Genomic DNA, 25,167 nt, shown 5'->3' with positions numbered 1-25,167 from the left:
GGTCAGCCTTCCTGAGGCAGCGCCGACATCACTTCGGACACCGGGCGCAGATGCTCCTCCAGCAACCGTGACGCTTCTTTCGCGTCGTGGTCGTTCAGGGCGGCGACCAGCGCGCGGTGTTCCGCGTTGATCACAGTCAGCCGTTCCGGGCGCGCCTCCAGCGCGCGGACCGTGACCCGTTGCTGCCGTGAACGGAGCGTGTCGTACAGCTCGGTCAGGACGGTGTTGCCCGCGGCGTTCACGATGGCGCGGTGGAACCGGCGGTCGAACCCCGAGACGGCGAACCAGTCGCGTTCGGCGCCGGAGCTCGCCATCGCTTCGATGAGTTCCGGCAGTTCGGCGGGAGCCCCCGCCCGGTTCGCGCAGAGCGCGGCGATGGCGTGCCCTTCGATCAGCCGCCTGCTCTGGTAGACCTCCTCCAGTTCCCTGGCGGTGACCGTGCGCACCTGCGCGCCCTTGCGGGGCAGGAGGCTGATGAACCGCTCGGCGGCCAAGCGGTGGAACGCCTCGCGCACCGGGGTCCTGGAGACGCCGACGACGCCGGAAACCCACATTTCGTCGAGGAAGCGGCCGCCTTCCAGCTCACCCGAGATGATTCCGTCGCGCAGCCACGTGTAGACCCGCTCGCGCGCCGGGCCGCCCCCTTCGGCGGTCACAGTCATCTCGTTCCCCCTCTATTCCCTTACTTTCCGCGACAGAGCCTACACCTGGACCACTCAAGTATCCATCATGTATACAAGAGTTCCACTGATTGGAAGGGGTCCCATGGTGCACGTCGCGGTGGCGCAGTTCGCGCCCGGCAACGACAAAGAGGCCAACCTCGCCCGAGTCGCCTCCCTCGTCGGCGAAGCGGCCGACCGCGGTGCGCGGGTGGTCGTCCTGCCCGAGTACTCGTTGTTCACCGTACCGACGATGAGCCGGGAATTCGTGACCTCGGCCGAAGAACTCGACGGGCCGTTCGTCACCGAACTGCGCGGCCTCGCCAAGGACCGGCAGATCACCGTCGTCGCGGGTATCAACGAAGCACTCCCCGGCGGCGAGCGGATCTCGAACACGCTCGTCGCGGCCGGCCCCGACGGGGCGATCGCCGCGCTCTACCGCAAGCTGCACCTCTACGACGCCTTCGGTTTCCGCGAATCGGAACTGGTCCGGCCCGGCGACATCGAAGCCCCGGAGACGTTCGAAGTCGACGGGATCACCTTCGGTCTCCAGACCTGCTACGACCTGAGGTTCCCTGAGGTCACCCGTCGCCTGGTCGACGCGGGCGCGGACGCCGTACTGCTGCCCGCGGAGTGGATGCCCGGTCCGCTCAAGGAGGACCACTGGACCACCTTGGTCCGGGCCAGGGCGATCGAGAACACGATCTACCTCGTCGCGGCGGGGCAGGCCGCCCCCGCGGGTTCCGGGCACAGCATGATCGTCGACCCGATGGGCGTCGTCGTCGCCTCGCTCGGCGAGCGCACGGGCACTGCGACCGGCGAGGTCTCCGCCGAGCGGATCTCCGAGGTGCGCGCCAAGAACCCGGCGCTGGAACTGCGCCGGTTCGCCGTCACCCCGAAGTCCTGAGTATCTTCTGAACCGGAGGTCCGTTCGTGAAGACACGTCCTCGGGCGTGGTGACGCGGCTTCCGTTCGCCTGGGTGCCGGGTGGCCGCCCGGCACCCAGGCTCGTTTCACGGCACCAGCAGTCCCCAGTGGACGGCCCACGGGACGAACAGCACGGTCCCGGCCAGCAGCAGGCCGACCCGGACTCCCCCGCGTTCCTTCTTCCGCCACCACGAAACCGCGGTCACCACCCCGGCGACGACGACCCCGACCGCGATCAGCTGCAACGCGAGCCACGGCAACGTCCGTCCGAAAAGGACCGGTCCCGGCGCCATCGCCGCCCCCGTCGTCAGCACGACGTAGTAGACGAGGAATCCCACCGTGCCGAGCAGGCCTGCCGACGCCAGCCAGCGCGCGGGCCTGGCGAGCGGAACCTCCTTACGACGGCGGAACAACGCTGTCACCGGGTAGGCCGCGAACGCCAACAACGCCAGCGCCCAGATCCCGATCTGCACCCACGGTGCCTCGTACCAGGCGAGTGGTGCCAGCGCGGCGCTTTGGCTCGCCTGGACCGGAGGCGGATCGGCGGACAGCCCGCCCTTCGCTCCGTTCACCCAGTTCGCGACGAGGTCGAGGTAGCCGGGAGCGAAGCCGTCGAGCTTGTCGAAACCGTCGGTGGTCGGCCGGAGCCCGTGCTGGGCCTGCGGGAATACCTTCAGCGTGTACTGCCGGTTTCCGGCGCGGTCCAGCGTTTCCCGGAAGATCCGGACGGCCTCGCCAGGCGGGGTGAGCCGATCCAGCTCGCCCCACAGGCCGAGGACCGGCTGCCGCACCTTCTCCAGCACCGGAACCGGGTCGTATCCGGCCTCGGGGAACACTCCGGCGCCCGCGAGGGTGCGCATGTTCGTCGACGACACCATGTCCACCATCGAACCGGTGACCCCGCCGCGGCGCAGATAGGTCTCGAAGGCCCACGACTGCTGGCGGTCGGGCGAAACACCGTTGGCACCGACGGTGACCACGAAGGAGACGTCCTTCGACTTCGACGCCGCCAGCGGCGCGACCCAGCCTCCTTCGCTCAGGCCCCACACGCCGACCCGTGCGGGATCCACCCCAGGATGTGAACGCAGCGCCTGGACAGCGGCGAGAGCGTCGTCGGCAAGCACCGAGTAGTCCCGCTCGAACAGTGAATAGCCCTCGGTCCGCTTGTCGTAGATCAGGGTCGCGATCCCCGCCTTGGCGAAGGATTCCGCCTCGACGCGGTAGTCGTCCCGGTCGTGTTCGCCGGATCCGTGCACCATGACGATGCCCGGCGCCGGACCACCGCCCTCCGGCGCGACCACCGTTCCCCGCAAGGTGACCCCGTGGCTGGTGAACGAGACCTCGCCGTCCGGAGCCGCGGCGGGCAGCGGTGACGAGACCGCCACGACGGCCGCGAGCAACGCGGCGATCATCGCCTGCTCACCCGGACGACCTCCAGCGACGGCGACGCGAGGATGTCCTTCTCGCAGTACCGTTCGGTGACCCACTGCTTGCGCGAGTACAGCTCCGTCTGGTCGCTGTGGTGCGCCGATTCCGGGTTCGCGGACTGCGAGTAGGTCATCAGCGTCGTCGTGTCCGGGCAACCGGTCCCGGTGAACGCCACGACGTGCAGGTACGTCCCGCCGTGCGTGAACTCGGGGTAGCCGCGAGCCGGATCCCATGGCCCGCCCAGCGAGTCGTAGACACCACGGCCCGCGGTTCCGCCACCCAGCGGGATCTTCCGGCCGTCACGGACGACGTAGTGGTTGTCGCCGTACGGCGCGTCGAGCGGGATATTCGCCGCCTGCAACTCCGCGACGGCGTCGGAAAGCGCCTTGCGGATCGCCGCGTTGCCCGTGTCGAGGGTGTTCGGGGTGTGGACCGGATCCTTGACGTCGAACGGGACCTTCCAGATCGACGACCCCAGGCGATCCACGGCCGACCAGAAGCGGTCGAACAGCAGAGCTCCCCTGCTCTCCGCGTCCGAACGGCCGTCCCAGCCCGCCAGCGCGGCGCACGCGGCCTCCATTCCCGCCATCGTGCGGCACATCGCGACGACGTCGGCCCGCACGAGTTCGGCGGCGTGGTCCCGGTGCGAGAACATCAGGTCCCGCATCGCTTGCCCCGTGAAGCCGCCCTTCTTCAGCTGATCGGCGATCTCGACGAAACCGCCCCGTGTCCGCATGTTCTGTTCGTAGCCGACCGGGCCCACGATCCTCGGGAAGCCGCTCGTCGCGGCCGCGGGATTGGGCAGCCAGTAGCTGTCGTTCGAGTTCGCCACGTAGTCGGACCGGCTCAGGCTCGGCAGGCTGGACGGGCCGAAGACGCCCGGCCGCAGTGCGTCGCGATCCCGGCCCCACGCGCAGGCCGTCTTCGCGCCGTCGAGCATCGCGACACCGTCCGCCTCGAACATTTCCTTGCCCAGCGGCGTGTTGCAGCGCGCCGCCTTCTCGTCGGTGACGTGCGGGACCCCGTGGATCTGGCTGAACTCCACCCGGCCACGGTCGTCGGTGGCGAGGATGTTCATCCACGGCAGCCCTTGGGTCTCGCGGACCGCGCCGATCATCTCCCCCGCCGTCCGGCCGCGGGCGATCGCGAACATCGAGTTCGTCATCCCGATGTTCGTGGCGTTGGCGTCCGCGATGGCGAACGCGGTCGACGCCGTCCACGGCAGTTCCCGCTGCCCGAGCCTGGTCGTCACCGGGCCGTACCGGGTCGTCCACTGTGGACGTACGACCCGCTCCAAGGTGCCGTCCGCCTTGCGCGACAGGACACTCACATCGTGGCGGCGCATCCGCTCGGGCTTCCCGTCGACGAGATACGTCGTCGGCGAGCCGGGCACGAGCTTCAGCTCGAACAGCGTGTACGTGCGCGTCGTGTCGGTGGCGGTTCCGCTCCAGGCGGCGGTTTCGTTGTGTCCCAGCCACATGAGCGGAATGCCGGGGATACCGGCTCCGCTGACGTTGAGCTTGCCGGGCAGCGTCAGCTGCGACTGCCACAGCCTGGTCCCGCTCAGCTGCCACGGCAGGTGCGGGTTGGCCAGCGAGACACCTCGTCCGTTCGCCGACGCGGCCGCGCCGACCGCGATCGCGTTGCTGCCGATGCCGGTCTCCCCGAGCATCTGTTCGGCGCCGCCGCCCGCGGGCGGGGCACCCGGCGACGACGCGGTGATCGAGTCCGCGACACCGCCCTGACCGAAGATCATGCCGACCGCGTGGCTGTGGCGGTAGACGTCGAGCTCGGTGATCGGCTTCAGCCAGCCGGCGCCCCGGCAGGCCGGGTCGGTGATCTCACCGGTGCGGAGGTACTTGTTGACGCCCTCGACGTAGCCGCGGATCAGTTCGCGGACCTCTCGGTACGGCCCGCGCGGCGCCGGCTCCGACAGAAGCCGCTCGATCACGCCGCTTTCGTTCAGACCTTGGAAGTACAGGTCGCTCGCGAGGTTCGTGCTCGCCTGGCTCACCCCGCTCGTCGGCGGGGCGTCCGGCCCGAGCCAGCGGGAACGCTGGGCCCGGGTCGTGACCGCGACGTCCACGATCGCGCAGATGTTGTCCCTGGCCGCGGCGAACCCCTGCCCGAAACCCAGGTTCACCCAGTCGTTCGCGACGATGTGCGGAATGCCGAATTCGGTGTAGCGGATGGTGGCGTCCGGCCGGGATGCCCCGTCCGGCGGTTGCGCGGCCGCCGCGGTCCCCGCCGCGAGCAGGCTCGCCGCGGCGCAGACGGCCGCGATTCTGTTCCAGAGCAGCATGCTGCTCCCCCTTGTCTGTGGAGTCGTTCGTGAAGACACGCCGTCTGGCGTGGTGACGCGATACCGGTGGTCGAGTGGCCGCTCTCCCACCGGTCTTTCACTTCCCTTCCCTCACCTCCCCGTCGACATCCGGGAACGCCGTCCAGCGCACGAGCACCTTCCGCGCGTCCGGGGCGGGTTCCGGCCGCCAATAGCGGCGCAGCAGGTCCAGGTACTCGTCGAAGAACTCCTTGAGCTCTTCGAGGTTCAGCTGGACCGAGCCGCGTGAGAACACCAGCGCGTCACCCCATTCGCCCAGCTCACCGCGCCGTTCGAGGAAACGCGCCAGCTGTTCGAGGTCCTCGGTGAACGCGGCGCGCTGCGCCTCGTCGAAGACGGCGCGCATCTCGTCGTTCTGCTCGCTGTGCCGGGGCCAGCGGATGTCACGCTGCCGGGCGCGCCACCAGCGTTCCTTGCCGTGCGCGAGTTCCGGTGCCTCGTCGACGAAGTCGTATTTCGCCAGTTCCCGTAGGTGGTAGCTGGTCGCGCCGGAACTCTCTCCCAGTTCCTTGGCCAGCTTCGTCGCCGTCGCGGGTCCGCGGCCCAGCGCCTCCATGATCCGGCGGCGCAGCGGGTGCATCACCGCCTTCAGTACGGCGGCGTCGGCGATCTCTTCGGGGGGCGGCGGACCGGTCATGACACCAAGGTAGCCGTGCAAAGGTGATTGTGCAAAGGTCTCTTTGCACGCGGTTCAGACCACCGTCGCGGAGCGAGCGAGGATTCTGCTGGCGTTTCGGTGAACTCAGCGTGAAATTGACAACTTCACTACGAAGGTCTTGTGCCGGGCGGACGAAAACTCGACAGGTTCGCGGGTTTTTCGTTGCGTCGTCCCCGAAATTCGGTTGTATCGGATAGTTTTGCCCGGAGTCGACCTAGCGGGAGAGAACATGCCGAAGCACCGCCCTCGACAGACGGACAAGTTGTCCGCCCGGCACCGGACGGCCTTCGCGCTCGCCGGTGGCGCACTCGCCGTCCTGCCCGCGGTGACCGCGTCGGCGGGCCCGGACGCCCCGGTCGCCGCGCCGAAACCCGCCGTACCGCAGAACCAGGCCGCGGCCTGGCAACCGCCGGCGGGCACGGTCCCGGAGATCGCCGTCGACGGCAGCCTCCCCCAGCCACCCACGCCGGACCCGCTGACCGTCCCCGGGCACAGCGGCAACGTCGGTGGCGCCTTCGCGCCGTCGGGCGCGCTCGGCATCCCCGCCAGCATGATGAAGGCGTACAAGAACGCGGCCGACATCCTCGCGAAGGAACTGCCCGGCTGCCACATCGACTGGGCTTTGATCGCGAGTATCGGCCGCATCGAGTCCAATCACGCGCGTGGCGGTTACGTCGACGCGAAGGGCAACACCCTCGAACCGATCCTCGGCCCGCAGCTCAACGGCGCCGGGCCGTTCGCCGCCATCTCCGACACCGACGGCGGCAAGTACGACGGCGACAGCGTGTGGGACCGCGCCGTCGGCCCGACGCAGTTCATCCCGTCGACGTGGAAGGGCTACGCCTCGGACGGGAACGGCGACGGCGAGTCGAACCCGAACAACATCTACGACGCGACCCTGGCGTCGGGCCGGTACCTCTGCTCCGGCGGTGTCGACCTGACGTCGGAGCAGACCCAGCGCGTGGCCGTCTACCGCTACAACCACTCACTGTCCTATGTGGACACGGTGATCCGCTGGGCGGTTGCCTACCGCGGCGGTGTCGCGACCACGCCGGACAGCCAGGTGCCCGTCGGCGCTCCCGACTCGCCGGACGTCGCGGCCGGCACGCCTGGCGGCGAGGTCCCCGTGCCGACCCTGCCCGGCACTCCCCCGCCCGGCACGACCACGCCGCCGCCGACCTCGCAGCCCGGCACGTCGCTCCCGCCGAGCAGCACCACACCGCCGAGCAGCACTTCGCCCTCGAAGCCGACCAGCACCCCGCCTTCGTCGACGCCTCCTTCGTCGACACCGCCTTCGAGCACGCCTCCGTCCTCGACGACGCCTCCTCCGTCCAGCACGTCCTCCGCGGCGCCGTCCTCGACGCCGGCCGGGAACACGGGCGAGACGACGCCGACCAGCACCACCACTTCCCCGACCCCGTGAAGGGTCTTGGATACCTATGCGGCTTCCGGCCGCGGGTTGATGCCAGGCTCGTTCCGTGAAGGCCTCCTCCCCAGTACATGAAGGCCCCCATCCTTGCGCCTGGCGCAAGGATGGGGGCCTTCATGTACTTCACGGCGAGCAGTCACGAGGCTCAGCGCCCGGAATGTCCCGAAGACCGGCCGCGTTACCGCTTCTCGTAGCTCACCAACCGAGAGAAGCGAGACACGGATGTCGTCATTCGTCATGACCGCCGAAGAACGGGAAGCCTTCCTGAGCGAGGTCCACATCGGGGTCTTGGCCGTGGAGCGGGAAGGCCGGGCGCCGCTGGCCGTGCCGGTCTGGTACGACTACGAGCCTGGCGGCGAGCTCCTGATCTGGATGGACGGCGGCTCGGTCAAGGACAAGGCGATCAAGAAGGCGGGCAGGCTCAGCCTGGTCGCGCAGACGGAGACGTTCCCCTACAAGTACGTGACGGCCGAGGGTCCGGTCATCGCGAACGACACGCCGCCGACCCGGGAGCAGGCGCTGAAGATCGCGCAGCGCTACCTGCCCGGCGACGAGGGCACGAAGTACGTCGACGGCGCGCTCAGCGACAACTCCGTGCTGGTCCGCGTCCGGCCGGAGAAGTGGCTGAGCAACGACCAGAGCAAGGCCTGACGGCATGACGGTGTCCCGGCGGACGGGGCCGCCGGGACACCGTCATCAGCCCGCGATCGGTTCGAACTCGACGACGCTGTCGAGTGCCTTGCCCATCGCGGCGTTCCCTTCGCGTTCGATCATGATCTCCACCAGCACCGGCCGCGACGTCCGCTCGGCCTCCTTGCGCGCCCACTCCAGCGAAGCCCGGATCTCGCCCGGCTCGGCGACGCGGGTGCCGGAGCAGCCGTAGGCCTCCATGACCTTCACGTTGTCCGTGCCGATCTTGTCGTAGTGGATGTCGACCTCGAAGTTCATCTCGTAGCCGGTCTCGGCCTGCCGGATGAGCCCGAGGTACTCGTTGTTCAGCATGATCAGCACGAACCCGACGTCGTACTGCGCGGCGACCGCCAGCTCCTCCACCAGGAACTGGAACGAGTAGTCCCCGACGACGCCGACGACCTCGGCCTCCGGTTTCGCCTTCTTGACGCCGATCGCCGCCGGGATCTCCCAGCCGAGCGGGCCCGCCTGGCCGCACACCTGATAGTGCCGTGGCTTGTGCGCGCGCTGGAACTGCCCGGACCAGATCTGGTACAGCCCGATCGCGGTGACGAAGTAGGCGTCCTCGCCGTAGAACTCGTTGATCTCCTTGAACACCCGGGGCGCCTTGATCGGCGTGTCCTCGAAGTCCTCGCGGCGCGGCAGGCTCTCCTTGAGCTGGCCGATCCGCCGTGGCCACGCGCGATCCCGTGCCGGCGAACGCTTCGACGCCGCCTCGATCAGCGCGTCCAGGAAGGCGCCCGTGTCCGACACGATGCCGAGGTCCGGCCCGAACACCTTGCCCAGTTGTGTCGGCTCGATGTCGACGTGGATGAACTTCCGGTTCCCGCGGTAGACGTCGAGGTCACCGGTGTGCCGGTCGCCGAACCGCGCGCCCAGCGCCAGCACCAGATCCGCTTCGAGGAAGGCCGCGTTCGCCCACCGTTGCGAGGTCTGGATACCCGCCATGCCGGCGAACAGTTCGTGGTCCTCGGGGAAGCTCCCCTTGCCCATCAACGTCACGCCGACCGGGACACCGAGCAGTTCGGCCGCGGTCCGCAGCCGGTCGCTCGCGTCGCCGAGCACCACGCCGCCACCGGCGAGGATCAGCGGCCGTTCGGCGGCCAGCAGCAGGTCCAGCGCCCGCTCGACCCTGGCCGGTGACGGCGTCGCCCTGGTGACCGGCAGCGGCGAGTCGATACTGGAATCCCACTCGATCTCCTGCCGCTGGACGTCGATCGGCAGGTCGATCAGCACCGGGCCCGGACGGCCGGACCGCGCGATCCGGAACGCCTCCCGGAACACCCACGGCAGCTGGGCCGCCTCCTTGACCTGCACCGCCCATTTCGTCACCGGTTTGGCGATCTCGACGATGTCGACGGCCTGGAACGCCTCGGTGTGCAGCTTCCGCGAGTCGGCCTGCCCGGTGATGCACAGGATCGGGATCGAGTCGGCCTGCGCGGTGTAGAGGCCGGTGATCATGTTCGTCCCGGCGGGCCCGGAGGTGCCGATCGCGACGCCGACGTTGCCGGTGGTCCTCGCCCAGCCGTCGGCCATATGGGTCGCGCCCTCTTCGTGGCGCACGATCAGATGCTCGATGCCGCTGTCCTGCATCGCGTGGTACAGCGGGAGGATCGCGGCGCCGGGGCAGCCGAACGCGGTGTCGACGCCCTCACTGACCAGGACGTCGACGACGGCCTGCATGGCGGGGATTCTGGGCATGCGTCACTCCTTGTTTTCCGCGCCGGACAGCGTTTCGACGACCTTCAACAGCGCGGAGTGATCGAGCGAGCCGTGGCCCATCGCCCGTCCGGCGGCGACGAGCTGGGCGACCAGCCCGGTGAGCGGGAGCGCGACCTCGGCCTGCCTGGCGGCGGCGAGCGCGATGCCCATGTCCTTGTGGTGCAGATCGATCCGGAAGCCCGGCGCGAATTCCCGCGCCACCATGGACTTCCGCTTGAGTTCGAGGATCCGGCTGCCCGCAAGGCCGCCCGCGAGGACGTCGAGCCCGACGCCTGCGTCCACGCCGGAGGCTTCGAGCAGCACGATGGCCTCGGCGATCAGCCCGTAGGTTCCGCCGACCACCAGCTGGTTCGCGGCCTTGACGACCTGGCCGGCGCCGTGCGGCCCGACGTGCACGATCGTCTTGCCGACCGACTCCAGGATCGGGAGCGCGGCGGCGAAGTCCTCGGCATCGCCACCGGCCATAATGGACAGTGCTGCCTGCTCGGCCCCGGCCTGGCCACCGGACACGGGCGCGTCCAGCACCCGGATCTCCCGTTCGGCCGCCCGCTCGGCCACCTCGATGGAGGTTTCCGGCCGGATGGTGCTCATGTCGATCAGCAGGGTGCCCGGTTTCGCCGACTCCAGCACCCCGCCCGCCGCGAGCACGACGGCTTCGACCTGCGGGTGGTTCGGCAGCATGGTGATGACGACCTCCGCGCCCGCCACGGCGTCCGTCACCCCGTTCGCGACCCGGCCGCCCGCGGCTTCCAGCCTCGCGAGCGCGTCGGCGTTCGTGTCGAATCCGCTCACCTCGTGGCCGGCGGCGACGAGATGTCCCGCCATCGGCCCGCCCATGATACCCAGGCCGATGAATCCCAGCTTGGTCATGCCAGTCCCCTTCGTTCGAAAGGCAGCCACGACAGCGAATCCGCGCTCGGCCCGTCGGGCTTGTACTCCACGCCGACCTGCCCGCGGTACCCCGCCGTCTGCAGCTTTTCCAGGTATCCCTCGATGTCCAGCGTTCCGGTCCCCGGCTGGTGCCGCCCTGGGGCATCGGCGATCTGCACATGGCCGATCCGTCCGGTGTGGACGGTCGTGACCGTGTCGAGGTCGTCACCGTTGACCGCCAGGTGGTACAGGTCGGCCAGCAGCTTCACGTTGTCCCGCCCGAGTTCGTCGAGCACCTTCAGTACGTCGTCCGCGGTCTTGAGCGGGTACTTCTCCGCCCCCGACAACGGTTCCAGGACGATCTCCGCGCCGATGCGCGCGGCCGCGTCCGACGCGAGCGCCAGATTCGAGAGGCCGAGCTTGTCCTGCCCGGCCGGATCCGCGCCGTCGATCCGGTTGCCGTACAACGCGTTGAACCGGCGGCAACCGAGCCGCTCGCCAAGGTCGATCGCCGAGGCGATGCCGCGGGCGAACTCGTCCTCACGGCCGGGCCAGGTGACCAGGCCGCGATCGCCGCCCGCCATGTCGCCAGGGAAGAAGTTCAGCCCGGTCACCGCGACGCCCGCCCGCTCGACCGACGCCACGAAGGCGTCGACCTCCGCGTCGTCCGGCACCGGCGTCTCGAAGGGCCACCAGTACTCGACCGCGGTGAAGCCAGCAGCACGCGCCGCCTCCGCACGGTCGAGCAGCGGCAACTCGGTGAAGACCAGCGACAGGTTCAGCACGTACGGCAGCGCATGACGCGAACCGGCAAGATCAGCCATCGAAACCTCTGCAATTTCGCTATGCGGAAACTTTCTTTCGTATATCGAGAATAGCCCGCTGACCTGTCCTCGGTCAACGGACAGCGCACCCTCAGACCGAGGAAATGTCGGACCCCCTCGATAACGTCAGCCGACATGGACAGCACGCCGTTCCAAGCGCGGATCCCGGAGGCCGATCTCGAAGACCTCCGGGATCGGATCCGCCGTGCCCGCTGGCCCGAAGACGAGACCGTCGACGACTGGTCGCAGGGCGTACCCGTCGCCTACCTGCGCGAACTGTGCTCGTACTGGGCCGGGGATTACGACTGGCGGGCCGCGGAATCCCGGCTCAACGCGTTCCCCCAGTTCCGGACCGAAATAGACGGACTCGGCATCCACTACCTGCACGTCCGCTCACCGCATCCGGACGCGCTGCCGCTGGTGCTCACGCACGGCTGGCCGGGTTCGGTCTTCGAATTCCTCGACGTGCTCGGCCCGCTCACCGATCCGGTCGCCCACGGCGGTGACGCGGCCGACGCGTTCCACGTCGTCGTCCCTTCCTTGCCCGGCTACGGCTTCAGCGACAAACCCGCGCGGGCCGGCTGGTCGATCCAGCGCATCGCCGACGCGTGGATCCGCCTCATGGAGGGCTTGGGATACGAGCGCTACGGCGCCCAGGGCGGCGACTGGGGCACCAGTATCACCACGCTCATGGGCCGGACGGCGCCCGAGCGGCTGGCGGGGATCCACCTCAACCCACCACTGGCGGCGCCGGACCCGGCGACGTCCGACGACCTGACCGAATCCGAACGGAAGTCGCTCGCCGACCTCGAAAACGCCAAGGCCGACGGTTCGGGTTACGCGATCCAGCAGGCGACGAGGCCGCAGACGATCGGTTACGCGCTGGCCGACTCGCCGGTCGCGCTGTGCGCGTGGATCGTCGAGAAGTTCCAGGCGTGGACCGATTGCGGCGGCCATCCGGAGAACGCGCTGAGCCGCGACGCGATGCTCGACGACATCACGCTCTACTGGCTGACCGGCACCGGCGCCTCGTCCGCCCGGCTGTACTGGGAAAGTTTCGCCGAGGTGTCGAGCTGGTTCGCCGAATCCACTGTGGACACGATCACCGTGCCGACCGGCTGTTCGATCTTCCCGTGCGAGACCCCGCGCCCGTCCCGCCGCTGGGCGGAGCGCAGGTTCACCGACATCCGGTACTGGAACGAACTCGACCGGGGCGGCCACTTCGCGGCCTTCGAACAGCCCGCCGTGTTCACCGAGGAGGTGCGGTCGTTCTTCCGGCTCGTGCGATGACCGCTTGACTGTGACACCGTGTCAGGCTGTGCGCTGGGAGTCGTCATGTTCAGTATCGGAGATTTCGCCAAGCACGGCCGGGTGTCGGTCCGCATGCTGCGTCACTACGACGCCATCGGGCTGCTGCGCCCCGCCCACGTCGACCCGTTCAGCGGTTACCGGTCCTACACCGGAGAGCAGCTGGCCCGGCTCAACCGGGTGATCGCCCTCAAGGATCTCGGCTTCACCCTCACGCAGGTGCAGGAGATCCTCGACGCGGAGATCGGCGCGGACGAATTGCGCGGGATGCTGCGGCTGCGCCGCGCCGAACTCGAAGCGGCCATCGCGGCCGACGAGACGCGGCTCAAGGCCGTGGAGGCGAGGCTCCGGTCGATCGAAAGCGAGGGAACCATGCCATCCGAAGACGTCGTCGTCAAAAGCCTGCCCGCGGTGCGCGTCGCCGAGCTGACCGGGACGGCGGGCGGTTACGTGAACGACGAGATCGGGCCCGTCGTGCAAGGGCTCTACAAGGAGCTGTTCGGCGCGCTCGGCCCGATCACGCCGTCCGGTCCGCTCATCGCCTACTACGAAGACGACGCCGACGGCGAGCGAGTGCGGATCCACGCCGCGGTCCCGATCTCGGCCGAAACCGATGGCACTGAAGGATTCTCGACGGTCCGTCTCGCCGAAGTCGCGACCGCGGCGACGATCCTGCACCGAGGTTCGATGGCGACCGTGCTCTCCAGCTACCAGGCACTGGCGAAGTGGGTCGACGCCCACGGGTACCGCGCGAGCGGCCCGGCACGGGAGTTCTACCTCGAATGCCCGGAAGACGGGGACAAGTGGGTCACCGAGTTGCAGCAGCCGATCACCAAGGCCTGACGCCCGCCGTCCGACGGGCTCCATCCCGGATGTCATGAAAGGGTCGTTCAGGACGTTTTTCGTCCTGGACGACCCTTTCATGACACTTCAGGACGGGCCAGGAAGCCGGTCACAACGGCCCGGAACTCGTCCGGCGCCTCCAGCCACGGCACGTGCCCGACGTTCTCGAACCGCACCCGCCGCACCGACGGCAGGGCCTGCTCCAAGGAGTCGACGGCCCACCGGGGCCGGTTGTCGGCCATGCCGTCCACGATCAGTGTCGGCACTCGCAGCGACTCGCAGGCCGAGACGAGTTCCGACTCCGGAACGGTCCGCATCTCCTCGCTGAGTGCCGTGTTCGCTTCGTAGTTGACCGGGAACCAGGGCGTCGCCATCGCTTCGGCGTGGCCCGCGCCGTCGGTCACGAAATCGGCCGTCCACTGCCACATCGCGCGTTCGCGGCCTTCGCCGCGAGGCTTCTCGCCCACCACGCGCTCGAAGTTCCGCTTGAATTCCGCGTGCCAGTCGTGACCGAGGCCGACACCCGACACGTAGACGAGCGCGCTCACCCGTTCCGGTCGCGCGAGCGCGTAGAGGAGGCCGAGATGCGCACCCCACGAATGCCCGAGAACCGGGACGCGGTCGAGGCCGTGCCACTCGCGGACGGCGTCGACGTCGGCGACCATCCGTTCGAGGGTGTACGGACCACGCGCTTCCGAACGCCCGGCACCGCGCTGATCCCACCGGATCAACCGGAACCGCGGGCCGAGATCGAGGGTGCCGAACATGTCCCACAGACCGGGACCGCCGTGGCAGCACAGGATCGGTGCGCCCCGGCCGGTCGCCGAGGTCCACAGCTCGCAGCCGTCGTCGGTGATCATCACGTGATTATCCGATAGGCCGGGCCGCGGTCGTTGACTATCTTCCGCGACATGACGACGTACACGCCGCCGCAGCGGACGGCCACCCTCGCCGACGCGCCCGCCATCGCGGCGCTGATGCGAGCCTCGGTACTGGAGTTGTTCCCCCGGTTCTACGACGAACGCCAGACCGCGAGCGCGGCGGACCACATCGCGCGGCTCGACCTGCGGCTGATCGAAGACGGCACCTACTTCGTGCACGAGGCGGACGGCGAGATCGTCGCCTGCGGGGGTTGGAGCAGGCGCAACAAGACCCACGCGGGCGCCGGCGACGCGTCGGACGACGACCGTCCGCTCGATCCGGCCGCCGAACCCGCGCGCGTGCGCGCCATGTTCGTCCGCGGCGACTGGACACGTCGTGGGCTCGGGCGCGCGATCCTCGAGTCCTGTCGTCTCGCGGCGAAGGCCGAGGGCTTCACGTCGCTGACACTGACCGCGACCCTGCCCGGTGTCCCGCTGTACCGGTCGTTCGGCTTCACCGAAGTCGAACGGGTGACCGTCACGACCCCCGACGGCGTCGACGTGCCGGGCGCCGTCATGGCCAGGGACATCGACGAGCCGGATAGCATCGCAAGATGATCTCCGGGACCACCGCACTTTCGTTCGTCTTGATCTGTCTGCTCGGCGCGATGGCACCGGGCCCGGATTTCCTGGTCGTGACCCGCAGCGCGATCCTCGGCGGGCGCAAGGCCGGGATCGCCGCCGGGCTCGGTATCGCACTCGGCGTCTTCGTCTGGGTGGTCGCGATCGCGCTGGGGGTCGCGGCGATCCTCACCGCGTCGGCGATCGCCTTCACCGTGGTGAAGCTGATCGGCGCCGGCTACCTGATCTTCCTCGGTGTCAAGGCGTGGCTGGCGGTGCGCCGCGGCGACTACAGCGAACTCAAGGACAGGGTGGCGCCCGTCGTCGCGCCCAAGGAAGCGTTCCGGCAGGGACTGCTCACCAACCTGTTCAACCCGAAGGTCGCGATGTTCTTCCTCGCGCTGATCCCCCAGTTCCTCCCGCATTCGGCCTCGACCGCGCAGACCCTGCAACTGGCCGTGCTGGCCACCACGGTGGCCGTCGTCTGGACCTTCGTCCTGGCGACGCTGGTCGGTTCGCTGCGGAGGTTCTTCAGCTCCGGCAGGGTGCGCCGCACGATGGACGCGGTGATGGGCACCTTCCTGGTCGGGCTCGGCATCCGGGTCGCGGTGCAGAACTGACCTGAAGGCGCCCATCACCCGACGTCAGAGGGCTTCGGCGGCGAGGCGCGTCCCTTCGACGCGGGCGGCGATCTTGGCGAACGCGGTGTCCCGCGACGTCGAGGTGTCGTCGGCGAACGGCGAGAAACCGCAGTCGTCACAGGTGCCCAGCCGGTCCGGCGAGATGAACCGCGCCGCCTGCAGAACCCTGTCCCGGATCTCTTCGGCGGTTTCGACGCGCGGGTCGATCGGGTCGGTCACGCCGACGAAGATCCGCTGCTCCGGACGAGCATGCTCGGCGATCACCCGCAACGCCCGCTCGGGATCCGGCTCGCTGGCCAGCTGGACGTAGACGTTGCCCACCTTCAACCGGAACAACGTCGGCAGCAGCCCGGCGTAGTCGACGTCCAGGCTGTGCACGGAGTCCTGGTCCCCACCGGGGCAGGTGTGCACACCGATCTTCGCGCGCTCCTCCTCGGAGAACCGGTCCAGCACGGTGTTGTTCAGGTCCACAAAGGACCGCAGCAGTCCGCCGGACGGATCGAGCTTCAGCGACAACCGGCCTTCGGTGAAGTCGATCTGGACGCTGTCCGCACCCGCGTCGAGACTGCGGCGGATGTCGGCCTCGGCCTCGTTCACCAGGTCGGCGATGAACTGTTCTTTGTCGTATCCGGCCAGTTCTTCACCGGGATAGACGAGACTGATTGCCGAAGCGGCGATCACCGCCTGCTTCACCGGCCGGGTCGCGTACTTCTTGGCTTCGCGCAGATAGCTGTCGGCGTAGGTCTGATAGCGGAACGGCCCGGCGGTCAGCCTCGGAAGCTGCCGGGTGTGCCCGTCGGCGAACGGGATGACGACGCCGTCCGATGCCAGCGAAGTGAGGCCCGCCAAGGGATACGTGGCGAAACTCGGTTTGCCCTGCTCGCCGTCGGTGATCACCGGCGAGCCGGTCTCCTCCAGCCGTTCGATGGTCTCCACGAGAGCTTTTTCCCGCGACTCGCCGAGGCCGTCGGCGTCGAGCCGTCCGGCCGCGTGCTCACCGAGCGCTTCGATGAGGTAGCCGGGACGGGGAATACTGCCGATCGGTTCGGTGGGTATGGTCATCGCTCGCGTCCTCCCAGATGGCACAGCCCGCGGCCCCCATGGCCACAAGCGTGGAACCTACCGAGCCCTTTGTTTCGAGACGATCTTTGAGCGTGCTGAAACCCCGAATGGCGCAACGGCGAGGCCGTATAGGTCGTTATACGAAGCTCGGCGAAATTCGATGCTTATCCGGCCCTGCTCCTGGGTATTCCGTGGATGTCGACGGCCGGGGCGCGCCGAAGGAGAAACCGATGCTGAGCCATCACGATCGGCAAGAGCTGGAGAAGATCGAGCGCTGGTTCGAGCTCACCGAGCCGGCACTGGCCGCTCAGCTCCGGGCCGGCAGGCCCGCCCGGCCCCCACTGCTCCGACTGGCCCTCCTTCTCAGCCTCGACCTCACCGCCGGCCTGTTGATGCTGCTGGGCATCATGGTGGACAGTCCGGCCCTGCTGCTGACCGGAATGATCACCGTGACCGCGGCGGTGATCGTGCACCTGTCCCGGTTCGGGCGCGCCTGATCGTCCTCCCGTACACCGGTAGAGTCCGGGCGATACGTCCGGTTCACTGGGAGGAAGACGCATGCGTTTCATGATCATCATCAAGGCGGACGAGGACTCCGAAGCCGGGAAGATGCCGCCGATGGAGGCTTTGACCGCCATGGCGAAGTTCAACCAGGAGATGCTCGACGCCGGGGTGCTGGTCGGCGGCGAAGGCCTGCAGGAAAGCTCCAAGGGCGCACGGGTCACGCTCAGCCCGGCCGGAGCCACCGTCACCGATGGTCCGTTCACCGAAGCCAAGGAACTCGTCGGCGGCTTCTGGATCGTCGATGTCCCTTCGCGTGCCGAAGCGATCGAGTGGGCGAAGCGCTGCCCCACTCCCCCGACCGGAGACACCGTGCTCGAGGTCCGCAAGATCCTCGAAGCCGAGGACTTCGGCGAGAACTTCACCCCGGAACTGCAGGAGAACGAGCAGCGGATGCGCGACGAGATCGCCGAACGGTCCTAAGCTCGGGCTCATGGCCGTGCGGGAGCGGGTGCGCTGGGTACTCCACGTCGACCTCGACCAGTTCATCGCGGCGGTCGAGGTCGCCCGCCGGCCTGAGCTGCGCGGTAAGCCCGTCATCGTCGGCGGCACGGGCGACCCGGCGGAACGGGCCGTGGTGGCGACGGCGTCGTACGAGGCGCGCGAGTTCGGCATCCGCTCCGGGATGCCCCTGCGAACCGCCGCGAAACGGTGCCCTGACGCGATCTTCCTCGCCACGGACGCACCCGCCTACCAAGAGGTCTCCGATCGGGTGATGGCGACACTGCGGGAATTCCCCGTGGTCGTCGAAGTGCTCGGCTGGGACGAAGCGTTCCTCGGCGTCACCACCGACGATCCCGAAGCACTCGCCGCCGACATCCGGCGGGAAGTGGCCGAAGAGACCGGGCTTTCCTGCTCGGTCGGGATCGGGGACAACAAGCTGCGCGCCAAACTCGCCACCGGATTCGCGAAACCGGCGGGGATCTTCCGGCTCATCCAGGACAACTGGTGGGACGTCATGGCCGAGAGGCCGACGGACGCCCTTTGGGGCATCGGCACCAAGACCACGAAGAAGCTCGCCGAGGCCGGCTATCACACCGTCCTCGAACTGGCGGGCGCCGATCCGGCGGACCTCGCGGCCCGGTTCGGCCCGAAACTCGGCCCGTGGTACCGGATCCTCGCCGGCGGAATCGGCGACGCCGAGGTCACCGCGACGCCGTACGTCGCTCGATCCCGTAGCCGCGAGACCACCTTTCAGCAGAACCTCACCGATCCGGAGGCCATGACCGCGGAGGTCGTCGCACTGGCGAACCGCGTCTCACAGGACGTCGCCGAGGAAGGCAGGCCCGCCGCGCGGGTCGCGGTCAAGGTCCGGTTCGCCCCCTTCCAGACCCATACGCACAGCGTGACCCTGCCCGCACGGACCTCGGATCCCGCCGAAATCGAGAAGGCGGCGCTGGCCGTGCTCGGCATGTTCGACCTCGGCAGACCGGTCCGCCTGCTGGGTGTCCGCGCCGAATTCCTCTCACCTGCGGAGCGATCCGTGTCGCCTTGACAGCGCTCGCGGCGCTTTGCCATTCTGGTTCCGGGTCGAGAGGCGCTGCGACGGAATTCTTCCGCCACGCTCGGCTCGCTGCGACAGACGTAAGGGCGCCTCCCACTGTGGAGGTGCCTTTGTTGCGTCTAAACCCTTTTCCGGCCTTCGTCGTCGAGGCCGTGCGCTGAACCCCCGCAGTGACACCGTCCTTCCCGCCACCGGCGAAAAGGACCGCTTCGCCCTGCCTTCCTTCCTGATTGGAGAACCCATGAGCCCGACCCTGTCCAAGGTCAACGGGATCGAATTCGCCGTCGCCGACCTTTCCCTCGCCGAGGCCGGCCGCAAGCAGCTGCGCCTCGCCGAGGTCGAGATGCCCGGTTTGATGGCGCTGCGCCGCGAATACGCCGACTCCCAGCCGCTGAAGGGCGCGCGGGTCGCGGGTTCGCTGCACATGACCGTGCAGACCGCCGTGCTGATCGAGACGCTCGTCGCGCTGGGCGCCGAGGTGCGCTGGGTGTCCTGCAACATCTTCTCCACGCAGGACGAGGCGGCCGCGGCCGTCGTCGTCGGCCCGAACGGCACCGTGGAGAAGCCGTCGGGTTCGCCGGTGTTCGCGTGGAAGGGCGAGACGCTCGCCGAGTACTGGTGGTGCACCGACCAGCTCTTCGACTTCGGCGACGGCCGCCTCCCGAACATGATCCTGGACGACGGTGGCGACGCGACCCTGCTGATCCACAAGGGGGTCGAGTTCGAGGCCGCCGGCGCCGTGCCGCAGCCGACCGAGGAGGACCCCGAGGAGTACCACCTCGTGCTGGAGACCCTGCGCGAGAGCCTCGGCCGCGACACCAGCCGGTTCACCCGTATCGCCAAGGAGGTCCGCGGGGTCACCGAGGAGACCACCAACGGCGTCAAGCGGCTCTACAAGCTCGCCAAGGAAGGCGAGCTGCTCTTCCCGGCGATGAACGTGAACGACTCGGTGACGAAGTCGAAGTTCGACAACAAGTACGGCATCCGCCACTCGCTCATCGACGGTCTCAACCGCGGCACCGACGTGATGATCGCGGGCAAGGTCGCGGTCGTCTGCGGCTACGGCGACGTCGGCAAGGGCGCGGTGGAATCGCTTCGAGGCCAGGGTGCCCGCGTGGTCGTCACCGAGATCGACCCGATCTGCGCGCTCCAGGCGGCGATGGAGGGCCTCGACGTCGTGGAGCTCGACGACGTCGTCGCGCGCGGCGACATCTTCATCACCACCACCGGCAACTTCGACATCATCATGGCCGACCAGATGGCCAAGATGAAGCACAACGCGATCGTCGCCAACGTCGGGCACTTCGACAACGAGATCGACATGGCCGGCCTCGCGAAGATCCCGGGCATCCAGAAGATCGAGATCAAGCCGCAGGTGCACGAGTGGGTCTTCCCGGCCACGGCGGACCGCGAGGCGCACTCGATCATCGTGCTGTCCGAGGGCAGGCTGATGAACCTCGGGAACGCGACCGGCCACCCGAGCTTCGTGATGTCGAACTCCTTCACCAACCAGACGATCGCGCAGATCGAGCTGTTCACGAAGCAGGGCGAGTACACCACCGACGTCCACGTGCTGCCGAAGCACCTCGACGAGAAGGTGGCCCGCCTGCACCTCGACGCGCTGGGTGTCCGGCTGACGAAGCTGACCAAGCGCCAGGCCGAGTACATCGGCGTGGACGTCGAGGGTCCGTACAAGCTGGACCACTACCGGTACTGAGTTCGACCGCCTCGTGAGTGGTAAGGACGGTTCTAACCGTCCTTACCACTCACGAGGTCCGGCACCGACCCGGTACCGGTGTTCGTTGCTCACCGAGGCCGTGAAGTCACTAGGCCGAATGCGTGAAAACTTCGGCCGGATGGACCTGTTTCTCCCCGATGAGGGCGGGAATCCCTTAAGTAGCCACACCCCGGCAGCACACGGGCCGGGCGACTACGAAGGAGAAGGTGTTCCCGTGATCATTCTCGGCGTCATCCTGATTGTCGTCGGTGTCATCGCCAGCATCCCCGTGCTCTACTCGATCGGGATCGCGCTGGCGGTCATCGGCATCATCCTGGCCGTTCTCGGGAACACCGGGAAGGCCATCGGCGGTCGCGCCCACTGGTACTGAGCACCGGACCGAACCGGTACCCAGCCCCCAGGTACCGGCGCCGAAACAGCCCGGGCACCCGGCGTTCCCCTCACGCCGGGTGCCCGGGCTGTTTTCGTTCTCCGCTAGCCGGGTATCCGCCGCGGACGAGGAGAAGGAGGGAGAGCCGATGGCAGGGACGGACCCTCGCCCGTACTTGACGGAGGCGAAGTACCCGTGTGGACGCGACGAACTCCTGCGGGCCGCCGCGGCGGCCGGAGCGGGCGACGACGTCCTAGGCCCCTTGGGCACGCTGCCCGCCCGTGACTACGCGGACGGGGACGGCGTCTGGGAGGCCATACGCTCCTACAACGGGGCGCCGATCCACGACACCGCGAAGGAAGCACCGTGACATGAAGGGGTCCCCCGGCTCCGAGGGGGAGGGAGAGCCGGAGGACCCCGTCATAGTTAACACATTCCCGGCCGCGATGTACACGAACGCATACACCTTCGAGTGGCAATCGGGCACGATCGCCCGAATCGGGCCGGTCTGGTGTATTGGCCGCCGGTCAAGAAGCCCGGAGCAGCAGCTCGGCAGCCATCTCCGCGCATGAGCAGCCACCGTCGACGTCGAAACAGTCGATCGTCAGCGTGTGCCGGGACAGGTCGAGGTCGACGCAGCCGTCTTCGCTGCATTCACTGAAACCACCGTCGACGTGGACCACCAGGGTCCCGTGGCAGTGATCGAGTTCGCCGGCGCAGAACGCGCACTCCATGTTCATGCCGCCTCCCGCGATCAGGATCGAAGATCGCTTCGGAAAAGTTCTCCTCGATTGCCTTACTACCACCGAGGGACGACAAATCCTGGCATACGCGCGGCGTGTCGTGACACCCGGTGCGGTGACACCGGGCACAACCGTCCACAAAGGAGAGTCAGGCGCTCTTCGGGGTCCGCTTGCCCGACGCGGGTTTCTTTGCCGCCGTGGCCTTCTTGGCCGCTGCCGGCTTGCGGCTCTTCTTCGCCTCGCTCACGCTGGCCTGCAAAGCCTCCATGAGGTCGACGACGTCGGCCTTCGCGCCGACGACCTTCGGTTTCGTCGTCTGGTTGCCCGCGGCCTTGGCCTCGATCATGGCTTCCAGGGCCTCACGGTAGGAATCGCTGTACTTCTCCTGCTCGAACACCGGCTCCGAGAGCGAGTCGATCAGCGAACCCGCCATCGTCAGCTCCTGCGGCCGCACCTGCGGCGGATCGTCGTGCAGGAACCCGAAATCCGGGACGCGGACCTCGTCGGGCCACAACATCGTCGTCATCGTCAGGACGTCGCTGTGGACCCGCAGGATCGCGAGCGTCTCACGCTGCCGGATGGCGACCTTCGCGACCGCCACGTGGCTCGCCTTCTGCAGCGCGTCACGCAGGACCACGTACGGTTTGACGGCGTTCTTCTGCGGTTCGAGGTAGTAGGTCTTGTCGAACTGGATCGGGTCGATGGACTCCAGCGGCACGAACTCGAGCACGTCGATCGCCCGCGACGACGCCAGCGGCAGCTCCGACATGTCCTCGTCGGTGAGCACGACCATCTCACCGTCGGGCAGTTCGTACCCCTTGGCAATCTCGGCGTAGGGCACTTCCTCGCCGTCGATCGTGCAGAACCGCTTGTACTGGATCCGGCCGCCGTCGGCCTCGTGCACCTGGCGCAGCGAGACGTTCTTGTTCTCGGTGGCCGCGTACAGCTGGATCGGGATGCTCACCAGCCCGAAGGACACCGAGCCCTTCCACATCGAACGCATCGAGCCGCACCTCCGCTGCCGTCACCGACCGTACTCACACACGGTGACAACGGTAGCCCGAAACGGCGCACCGCGACAGTCCCGCGAACCCGATCGCGGGACTGTCGTGGTACCGGAATCAGACCTCGGCCAGGTACTTCTCCGCTTTCGCGGGGTCCAGGAACCAGTGCTGGAAGTCGGTCGGATCGGAGAACCCGTTCGCGAACCGCTTCGCCACGGCGGGCTTCTCCCCCGCCGCGCCGATGATCTGGAGCACGTGCGGGGGCGGCGGCTGCAGCATCGCGTTGGTCCAGGTCGTCACGTGCTGGGCGTACTCCCAGTACTTCTCGAACGACGCGGACATCCACTCCTCGTCGAACGGCTTGTCGCCACGTTCGAGGATCGAGTCCAGATAGGACGCCGCGCAGTGGCTCGCGTTGTTGGAACCCTGGCCGGTGATCGGGTCGTTGGCCACCACGACGTCGGCCATGCCGAGCACCGCGGTCCCCGAGTCCAGCTTGCCGACCGCGTTCCGCACGACGGGCGTGTACCCACCCGCCAGTGTCGCCTTGCCGTCGGTCAGCACGGCGTTCCGTGACCGCTCGTACTCCCACGGGAGGAACTGCTTCATCAGCGACAGGATCCGGTCGAGATGCTGCTGCGGCGACGGCCGGTCGTCCCAGCAGTCGAGCGGGCCACCGGGGACACCCTCGAAGAACAGGATGTCGCAGTTCCCGCTCAGCGTGTAGGCGGGGATCATGAACAGCTCACCCACGCCGGGGATGATGTTGAACCGCACCGCCGCCTTGTCCGGGTGCTCGGGCCGGCGCTCGAGTCCGTGCACGTACGCCAGCGAAAGCGCGCGCTGGGGTTCGGTGTACGGCGAACGCTCCGGGATCCGGTCGAACAGCTGGACCAGCTCACCCTTGCCCGCCGCGATGACGACCAGGTCGTACAGCTTCGCCAGCGGCGCCAGATCCGACGTGGTGACACCGTGGATGACGACCTTGCCGCCGCGGTCCTCCACCAGTTCGAGCCAGGCGGCCATCTTCACCCGCTGGTCCACCGACTGCGCGTAGTGCTCCAACGGCCCGAACCAGTCCAGGACACGGCTGGAGTCCGGGCCCGCGATCGAGACGCCGAGCCCCTCGACCTTGACGGTCTCTTCCTCCCACAGGTTCAGCTTGTGGTCCCGCTCGTGCTGCAGAGCGGAGTGGAACATGCACTGGGTCGACATCACCTTGCCGGACCGGATCTCGTCCGGCGTCCGCGCCGACATCACCGTGACGTCGTAGTCGTGGGCGAGCAGGCTCAACGCCAGCTGCAACCCCGACTGCCCGGCACCGACGATCAGAACCTTGCGCATCCTCTGTGTTCCTCCCAGAACCCGTTCAGCTGAGTGAAGCGAACTCGCGGCCAGGCCCGGAGACCACCGCGAGAGACAGCGTGTGCGACACCAGTTCCTGCAGCGTCGCGACCGCCGACTTCGGGTCGCGGGCGTCGCAGGTGACCAGCGGGATGTCCGGGGACAGCGCCAGCGCGTCGCGCACCTCTTCGAGGTCGTGCACCGGCATCCCCTCGAACTGGTTGACCGCGACGATGAACGGCAGCTCGGAGTCGTTCTCGAAGTAGTTGATCGCGGCGAACGACTGGTCGATCCGGCTGGTGTCGACCAGCACGACGGCGCCGAGCGCGCCGCGCGAGAGGTCGTCCCAGAGGAACCAGAACCGGGCCTGGCCGGGGGTGCCGAACAGGTACAGGAGCAGGTCTTCACGCAGGGTGATCCGGCCGAAGTCCATCGCGACCGTGGTGGTGGATTTGGTTCCGGGCGGTACCAGCTCGTCGACGCCGGCACCGGCCTCGGTCATCCAGGCCTCGTTGCTCAGTGGCGGGACCTCGGAGACGGAGCCGACGAAGGTCGTCTTGCCCACGCCGAATCCACCGGCGACCACGATCTTGGCGGAAATCGCCAGCAGACTGGGGTCAGACCGGGAGGCGCTTGAGTCCATCGAGGATCCTCTCGAGCACGTTCGTATCGTGGTTGTAGGCGTGGGCCGTCGGGTGCACGAAGACGGCGCCCTGGGTGGCGAGGTCGCCGACGAGCACCCGGACCACGCCCAGTGGCAGATCCAGTCCCACCGAAAGCTCGGCGATCGACGAGCGATCCCGGGCGCGCTCGTACAGCGAGCGCGATTCGGGCATCAGCGCCTCGGCGAGCGACGGGTCGTAACGCGGGACCGAGATCAGGGTCTCCACCAGCAGCAGCTGGCTGCTCTTGGTCCGGCCGCCGGTCAGCGCGTACGGCCGGATTCTGCGGCTGCGCATCTTGACGGGCCGGTCCGGAGATTGGTCGCTGGACACGGTCATCCCTTCCTTCTCCGGATTC

At 68.2% G+C, this 25,167-nt stretch carries 27 protein-coding genes; 13 read left to right on the top strand and 14 right to left on the bottom strand.

The genetic code is table 11. The features are described 5' to 3' along the window. Window positions 1-2 precede the first annotated feature (2 nt). Window positions 3-662 carry a GntR family transcriptional regulator gene (locus DMH01_RS37170; RefSeq protein ID WP_199745761.1) on the bottom strand — a complete coding sequence of 220 codons (660 nt, stop codon included), beginning with the start codon at window positions 660-662 and terminating at the stop codon, window positions 3-5. Window positions 663-765: 103 nt separating this feature from the next. Here DMH01_RS37170 and DMH01_RS37165 point away from each other — a divergent pair, with 103 nt between their 5' ends. Further along, complete coding sequence (locus tag DMH01_RS37165) at window positions 766-1,566, top strand: carbon-nitrogen hydrolase family protein (RefSeq protein WP_125683236.1); 801 nt, start codon at window positions 766-768, stop codon at window positions 1,564-1,566. A 106-nt stretch (window positions 1,567-1,672) separates the two neighbouring features. On the opposite strand, the gene DMH01_RS37160 is transcribed toward DMH01_RS37165, so the two are convergent. From DMH01_RS37160 to DMH01_RS37150, 3 genes are all read right to left on the bottom strand, one after another. Continuing rightward, the gene (locus tag DMH01_RS37160) at window positions 1,673-2,998 is read right to left on the bottom strand and encodes a S9 family peptidase (RefSeq protein ID WP_125683234.1); all 1,326 of its coding nucleotides are present in this window, start codon (window positions 2,996-2,998) and stop codon (window positions 1,673-1,675) included. Continuing rightward, window positions 2,995-5,316, bottom strand: a complete 2,322-nt coding sequence (locus DMH01_RS37155; protein WP_125683232.1) for a penicillin acylase family protein — start codon at window positions 5,314-5,316, stop codon at window positions 2,995-2,997. The genes DMH01_RS37160 and DMH01_RS37155 overlap by 4 nt, the downstream gene beginning before the upstream one ends. A 97-nt stretch (window positions 5,317-5,413) precedes the next feature. After that, window positions 5,414-5,992: a helix-turn-helix transcriptional regulator gene (locus DMH01_RS37150; RefSeq protein WP_125683230.1), complete on the bottom strand. Its 579-nt coding sequence runs from the start codon at window positions 5,990-5,992 to the stop codon at window positions 5,414-5,416. Window positions 5,993-6,242: 250 nt separating this feature from the next. Here DMH01_RS37150 and DMH01_RS37145 point away from each other — a divergent pair, with 250 nt between their 5' ends. Next, window positions 6,243-7,436: a lytic transglycosylase domain-containing protein gene (locus DMH01_RS37145; protein ID WP_125683228.1), complete on the top strand. Its 1,194-nt coding sequence runs from the start codon at window positions 6,243-6,245 to the stop codon at window positions 7,434-7,436. A gap of 228 nt (window positions 7,437-7,664) precedes the next feature. Continuing rightward, the gene (locus DMH01_RS37140; protein WP_125683226.1) at window positions 7,665-8,093 is read left to right on the top strand and encodes a pyridoxamine 5'-phosphate oxidase; all 429 of its coding nucleotides are present in this window, start codon (window positions 7,665-7,667) and stop codon (window positions 8,091-8,093) included. 45 nt (window positions 8,094-8,138) lie between these two features. Here DMH01_RS37140 and gcl read toward each other — a convergent pair whose 3' ends face one another. The 3 genes from gcl to DMH01_RS37125 are packed head-to-tail and all read right to left on the bottom strand — an operon-like array spanning window position 8,139 to window position 11,548. Next, entirely contained in the window at window positions 8,139-9,833 is a 1,695-nt protein-coding gene (gcl, locus tag DMH01_RS37135; RefSeq protein WP_125683224.1) for a glyoxylate carboligase, read from the bottom strand. A gap of 3 nt (window positions 9,834-9,836) precedes the next feature. Then, complete coding sequence (locus tag DMH01_RS37130) at window positions 9,837-10,724, bottom strand: NAD(P)-dependent oxidoreductase (RefSeq protein WP_125683222.1); 888 nt, start codon at window positions 10,722-10,724, stop codon at window positions 9,837-9,839. Next, on the bottom strand, window positions 10,721-11,548 hold the full coding sequence (locus tag DMH01_RS37125) for a hydroxypyruvate isomerase family protein (protein WP_125683220.1): 828 nt from the start codon (window positions 11,546-11,548) through the stop codon (window positions 10,721-10,723). The genes DMH01_RS37130 and DMH01_RS37125 overlap by 4 nt, the downstream gene beginning before the upstream one ends. A gap of 135 nt (window positions 11,549-11,683) precedes the next feature. Here DMH01_RS37125 and DMH01_RS37120 point away from each other — a divergent pair, with 135 nt between their 5' ends. Next, window positions 11,684-12,838: an epoxide hydrolase family protein gene (locus DMH01_RS37120; RefSeq protein ID WP_125683218.1), complete on the top strand. Its 1,155-nt coding sequence runs from the start codon at window positions 11,684-11,686 to the stop codon at window positions 12,836-12,838. Between the two features lie 45 nt (window positions 12,839-12,883). Then, window positions 12,884-13,699 (top strand): MerR family transcriptional regulator, encoded by an 816-nt coding sequence (locus tag DMH01_RS37115; RefSeq protein WP_125683217.1) that lies wholly within the window; start codon window positions 12,884-12,886, stop codon window positions 13,697-13,699. Between the two features lie 77 nt (window positions 13,700-13,776). Here DMH01_RS37115 and DMH01_RS37110 read toward each other — a convergent pair whose 3' ends face one another. After that, window positions 13,777-14,559, bottom strand: a complete 783-nt coding sequence (locus tag DMH01_RS37110; protein ID WP_125683215.1) for an alpha/beta fold hydrolase — start codon at window positions 14,557-14,559, stop codon at window positions 13,777-13,779. Between the two features lie 51 nt (window positions 14,560-14,610). Here DMH01_RS37110 and DMH01_RS37105 point away from each other — a divergent pair, with 51 nt between their 5' ends. Both DMH01_RS37105 and DMH01_RS37100 read left to right on the top strand, forming a co-directional pair. Continuing rightward, window positions 14,611-15,177: a GNAT family N-acetyltransferase gene (locus DMH01_RS37105; protein WP_125683213.1), complete on the top strand. Its 567-nt coding sequence runs from the start codon at window positions 14,611-14,613 to the stop codon at window positions 15,175-15,177. Further along, the gene (locus tag DMH01_RS37100; RefSeq protein ID WP_125683211.1) at window positions 15,174-15,800 is read left to right on the top strand and encodes a LysE family translocator; all 627 of its coding nucleotides are present in this window, start codon (window positions 15,174-15,176) and stop codon (window positions 15,798-15,800) included. Before DMH01_RS37105 ends, DMH01_RS37100 begins: the two co-directional genes overlap by 4 nt. A gap of 24 nt (window positions 15,801-15,824) precedes the next feature. Here DMH01_RS37100 and DMH01_RS37095 read toward each other — a convergent pair whose 3' ends face one another. After that, a complete protein-coding gene (locus DMH01_RS37095) occupies window positions 15,825-16,883 on the bottom strand; it encodes a cobalamin-independent methionine synthase II family protein (protein ID WP_125683209.1) in 1,059 nt (352 codons plus the stop codon). A gap of 230 nt (window positions 16,884-17,113) precedes the next feature. Here DMH01_RS37095 and DMH01_RS37090 point away from each other — a divergent pair, with 230 nt between their 5' ends. The 6 genes from DMH01_RS37090 to DMH01_RS37065 all read left to right on the top strand — a co-directional run bounded on the left by DMH01_RS37090 (window position 17,114) and on the right by DMH01_RS37065 (window position 21,426). Beyond that, a complete protein-coding gene (locus DMH01_RS37090) occupies window positions 17,114-17,380 on the top strand; it encodes a DUF3040 domain-containing protein (RefSeq protein WP_125683207.1) in 267 nt (88 codons plus the stop codon). A gap of 61 nt (window positions 17,381-17,441) precedes the next feature. After that, complete coding sequence (locus DMH01_RS37085) at window positions 17,442-17,867, top strand: YciI family protein (protein ID WP_125683205.1); 426 nt, start codon at window positions 17,442-17,444, stop codon at window positions 17,865-17,867. A gap of 10 nt (window positions 17,868-17,877) precedes the next feature. Continuing rightward, entirely contained in the window at window positions 17,878-18,939 is a 1,062-nt protein-coding gene (locus tag DMH01_RS37080; RefSeq protein ID WP_199745760.1) for a DNA polymerase IV, read from the top strand. 250 nt (window positions 18,940-19,189) lie between these two features. After that, on the top strand, window positions 19,190-20,665 hold the full coding sequence (gene ahcY, locus DMH01_RS37075; protein WP_125683202.1) for an adenosylhomocysteinase: 1,476 nt from the start codon (window positions 19,190-19,192) through the stop codon (window positions 20,663-20,665). Window positions 20,666-20,900: 235 nt separating this feature from the next. Then, window positions 20,901-21,056, top strand: coding sequence for a DUF6131 family protein (locus DMH01_RS43125; protein WP_007034891.1), 156 nt, complete (start codon window positions 20,901-20,903; stop codon window positions 21,054-21,056). Between the two features lie 148 nt (window positions 21,057-21,204). Then, complete coding sequence (locus tag DMH01_RS37065) at window positions 21,205-21,426, top strand: DUF2795 domain-containing protein (RefSeq protein ID WP_125683198.1); 222 nt, start codon at window positions 21,205-21,207, stop codon at window positions 21,424-21,426. A gap of 157 nt (window positions 21,427-21,583) precedes the next feature. On the opposite strand, the gene DMH01_RS37060 is transcribed toward DMH01_RS37065, so the two are convergent. The 5 genes from DMH01_RS37060 to DMH01_RS37040 form a co-directional block, all read right to left on the bottom strand. Further along, complete coding sequence (locus tag DMH01_RS37060) at window positions 21,584-21,796, bottom strand: hypothetical protein (RefSeq protein ID WP_125683196.1); 213 nt, start codon at window positions 21,794-21,796, stop codon at window positions 21,584-21,586. A 151-nt stretch (window positions 21,797-21,947) separates the two neighbouring features. After that, window positions 21,948-22,802 carry a Ku protein gene (locus tag DMH01_RS37055; protein ID WP_125683194.1) on the bottom strand — a complete coding sequence of 285 codons (855 nt, stop codon included), beginning with the start codon at window positions 22,800-22,802 and terminating at the stop codon, window positions 21,948-21,950. A 118-nt stretch (window positions 22,803-22,920) separates the two neighbouring features. Further along, window positions 22,921-24,147, bottom strand: a complete 1,227-nt coding sequence (locus tag DMH01_RS37050; protein WP_125683192.1) for a styrene monooxygenase/indole monooxygenase family protein — start codon at window positions 24,145-24,147, stop codon at window positions 22,921-22,923. A 25-nt stretch (window positions 24,148-24,172) separates the two neighbouring features. Beyond that, window positions 24,173-24,790 (bottom strand): ATP/GTP-binding protein, encoded by a 618-nt coding sequence (locus tag DMH01_RS37045; RefSeq protein ID WP_125683190.1) that lies wholly within the window; start codon window positions 24,788-24,790, stop codon window positions 24,173-24,175. Further along, window positions 24,765-25,148, bottom strand: coding sequence for a DUF742 domain-containing protein (locus tag DMH01_RS37040; protein ID WP_125683188.1), 384 nt, complete (start codon window positions 25,146-25,148; stop codon window positions 24,765-24,767). The genes DMH01_RS37045 and DMH01_RS37040 overlap by 26 nt, the downstream gene beginning before the upstream one ends. Window positions 25,149-25,167: the final 19 nt, after the last annotated feature.

It is taken from the genome of Amycolatopsis sp. WAC 04182 (genome assembly GCF_003947465.1).
In the GTDB taxonomy this organism is placed as follows: Bacteria; Actinomycetota; Actinomycetes; order Mycobacteriales; family Pseudonocardiaceae; genus Amycolatopsis.
The sequence above is the reverse complement of the archived record's forward strand: the minus strand, read 5'-3'. Positions and strand labels throughout refer to the sequence as shown.

Coding starts and splice junctions, on each gene's coding strand:
- DMH01_RS37170 (WP_199745761.1), bottom strand. CDS start 662: ATGACTGTGACCGCCGAAGGGGGCGGCCCGGCGCGCGAGCGGGTCTAC.
- DMH01_RS37165 (WP_125683236.1), top strand. CDS start 766: ATGGTGCACGTCGCGGTGGCGCAGTTCGCGCCCGGCAACGACAAAGAG.
- DMH01_RS37160 (WP_125683234.1), bottom strand. CDS start 2,998: ATGATCGCCGCGTTGCTCGCGGCCGTCGTGGCGGTCTCGTCACCGCTG.
- DMH01_RS37155 (WP_125683232.1), bottom strand. CDS start 5,316: ATGCTGCTCTGGAACAGAATCGCGGCCGTCTGCGCCGCGGCGAGCCTG.
- DMH01_RS37150 (WP_125683230.1), bottom strand. CDS start 5,992: ATGACCGGTCCGCCGCCCCCCGAAGAGATCGCCGACGCCGCCGTACTG.
- DMH01_RS37145 (WP_125683228.1), top strand. CDS start 6,243: ATGCCGAAGCACCGCCCTCGACAGACGGACAAGTTGTCCGCCCGGCAC.
- DMH01_RS37140 (WP_125683226.1), top strand. CDS start 7,665: ATGTCGTCATTCGTCATGACCGCCGAAGAACGGGAAGCCTTCCTGAGC.
- gcl (WP_125683224.1), bottom strand. CDS start 9,833: ATGCCCAGAATCCCCGCCATGCAGGCCGTCGTCGACGTCCTGGTCAGT.
- DMH01_RS37130 (WP_125683222.1), bottom strand. CDS start 10,724: ATGACCAAGCTGGGATTCATCGGCCTGGGTATCATGGGCGGGCCGATG.
- DMH01_RS37125 (WP_125683220.1), bottom strand. CDS start 11,548: ATGGCTGATCTTGCCGGTTCGCGTCATGCGCTGCCGTACGTGCTGAAC.
- DMH01_RS37120 (WP_125683218.1), top strand. CDS start 11,684: ATGGACAGCACGCCGTTCCAAGCGCGGATCCCGGAGGCCGATCTCGAA.
- DMH01_RS37115 (WP_125683217.1), top strand. CDS start 12,884: ATGTTCAGTATCGGAGATTTCGCCAAGCACGGCCGGGTGTCGGTCCGC.
- DMH01_RS37110 (WP_125683215.1), bottom strand. CDS start 14,559: ATGATCACCGACGACGGCTGCGAGCTGTGGACCTCGGCGACCGGCCGG.
- DMH01_RS37105 (WP_125683213.1), top strand. CDS start 14,611: ATGACGACGTACACGCCGCCGCAGCGGACGGCCACCCTCGCCGACGCG.
- DMH01_RS37100 (WP_125683211.1), top strand. CDS start 15,174: ATGATCTCCGGGACCACCGCACTTTCGTTCGTCTTGATCTGTCTGCTC.
- DMH01_RS37095 (WP_125683209.1), bottom strand. CDS start 16,883: ATGACCATACCCACCGAACCGATCGGCAGTATTCCCCGTCCCGGCTAC.
- DMH01_RS37090 (WP_125683207.1), top strand. CDS start 17,114: ATGCTGAGCCATCACGATCGGCAAGAGCTGGAGAAGATCGAGCGCTGG.
- DMH01_RS37085 (WP_125683205.1), top strand. CDS start 17,442: ATGCGTTTCATGATCATCATCAAGGCGGACGAGGACTCCGAAGCCGGG.
- DMH01_RS37080 (WP_199745760.1), top strand. CDS start 17,878: ATGGCCGTGCGGGAGCGGGTGCGCTGGGTACTCCACGTCGACCTCGAC.
- ahcY (WP_125683202.1), top strand. CDS start 19,190: ATGAGCCCGACCCTGTCCAAGGTCAACGGGATCGAATTCGCCGTCGCC.
- DMH01_RS37065 (WP_125683198.1), top strand. CDS start 21,205: ATGGCAGGGACGGACCCTCGCCCGTACTTGACGGAGGCGAAGTACCCG.
- DMH01_RS37060 (WP_125683196.1), bottom strand. CDS start 21,796: ATGAACATGGAGTGCGCGTTCTGCGCCGGCGAACTCGATCACTGCCAC.
- DMH01_RS37055 (WP_125683194.1), bottom strand. CDS start 22,802: ATGCGTTCGATGTGGAAGGGCTCGGTGTCCTTCGGGCTGGTGAGCATC.
- DMH01_RS37050 (WP_125683192.1), bottom strand. CDS start 24,147: ATGCGCAAGGTTCTGATCGTCGGTGCCGGGCAGTCGGGGTTGCAGCTG.
- DMH01_RS37045 (WP_125683190.1), bottom strand. CDS start 24,790: ATGGACTCAAGCGCCTCCCGGTCTGACCCCAGTCTGCTGGCGATTTCC.
- DMH01_RS37040 (WP_125683188.1), bottom strand. CDS start 25,148: ATGACCGTGTCCAGCGACCAATCTCCGGACCGGCCCGTCAAGATGCGC.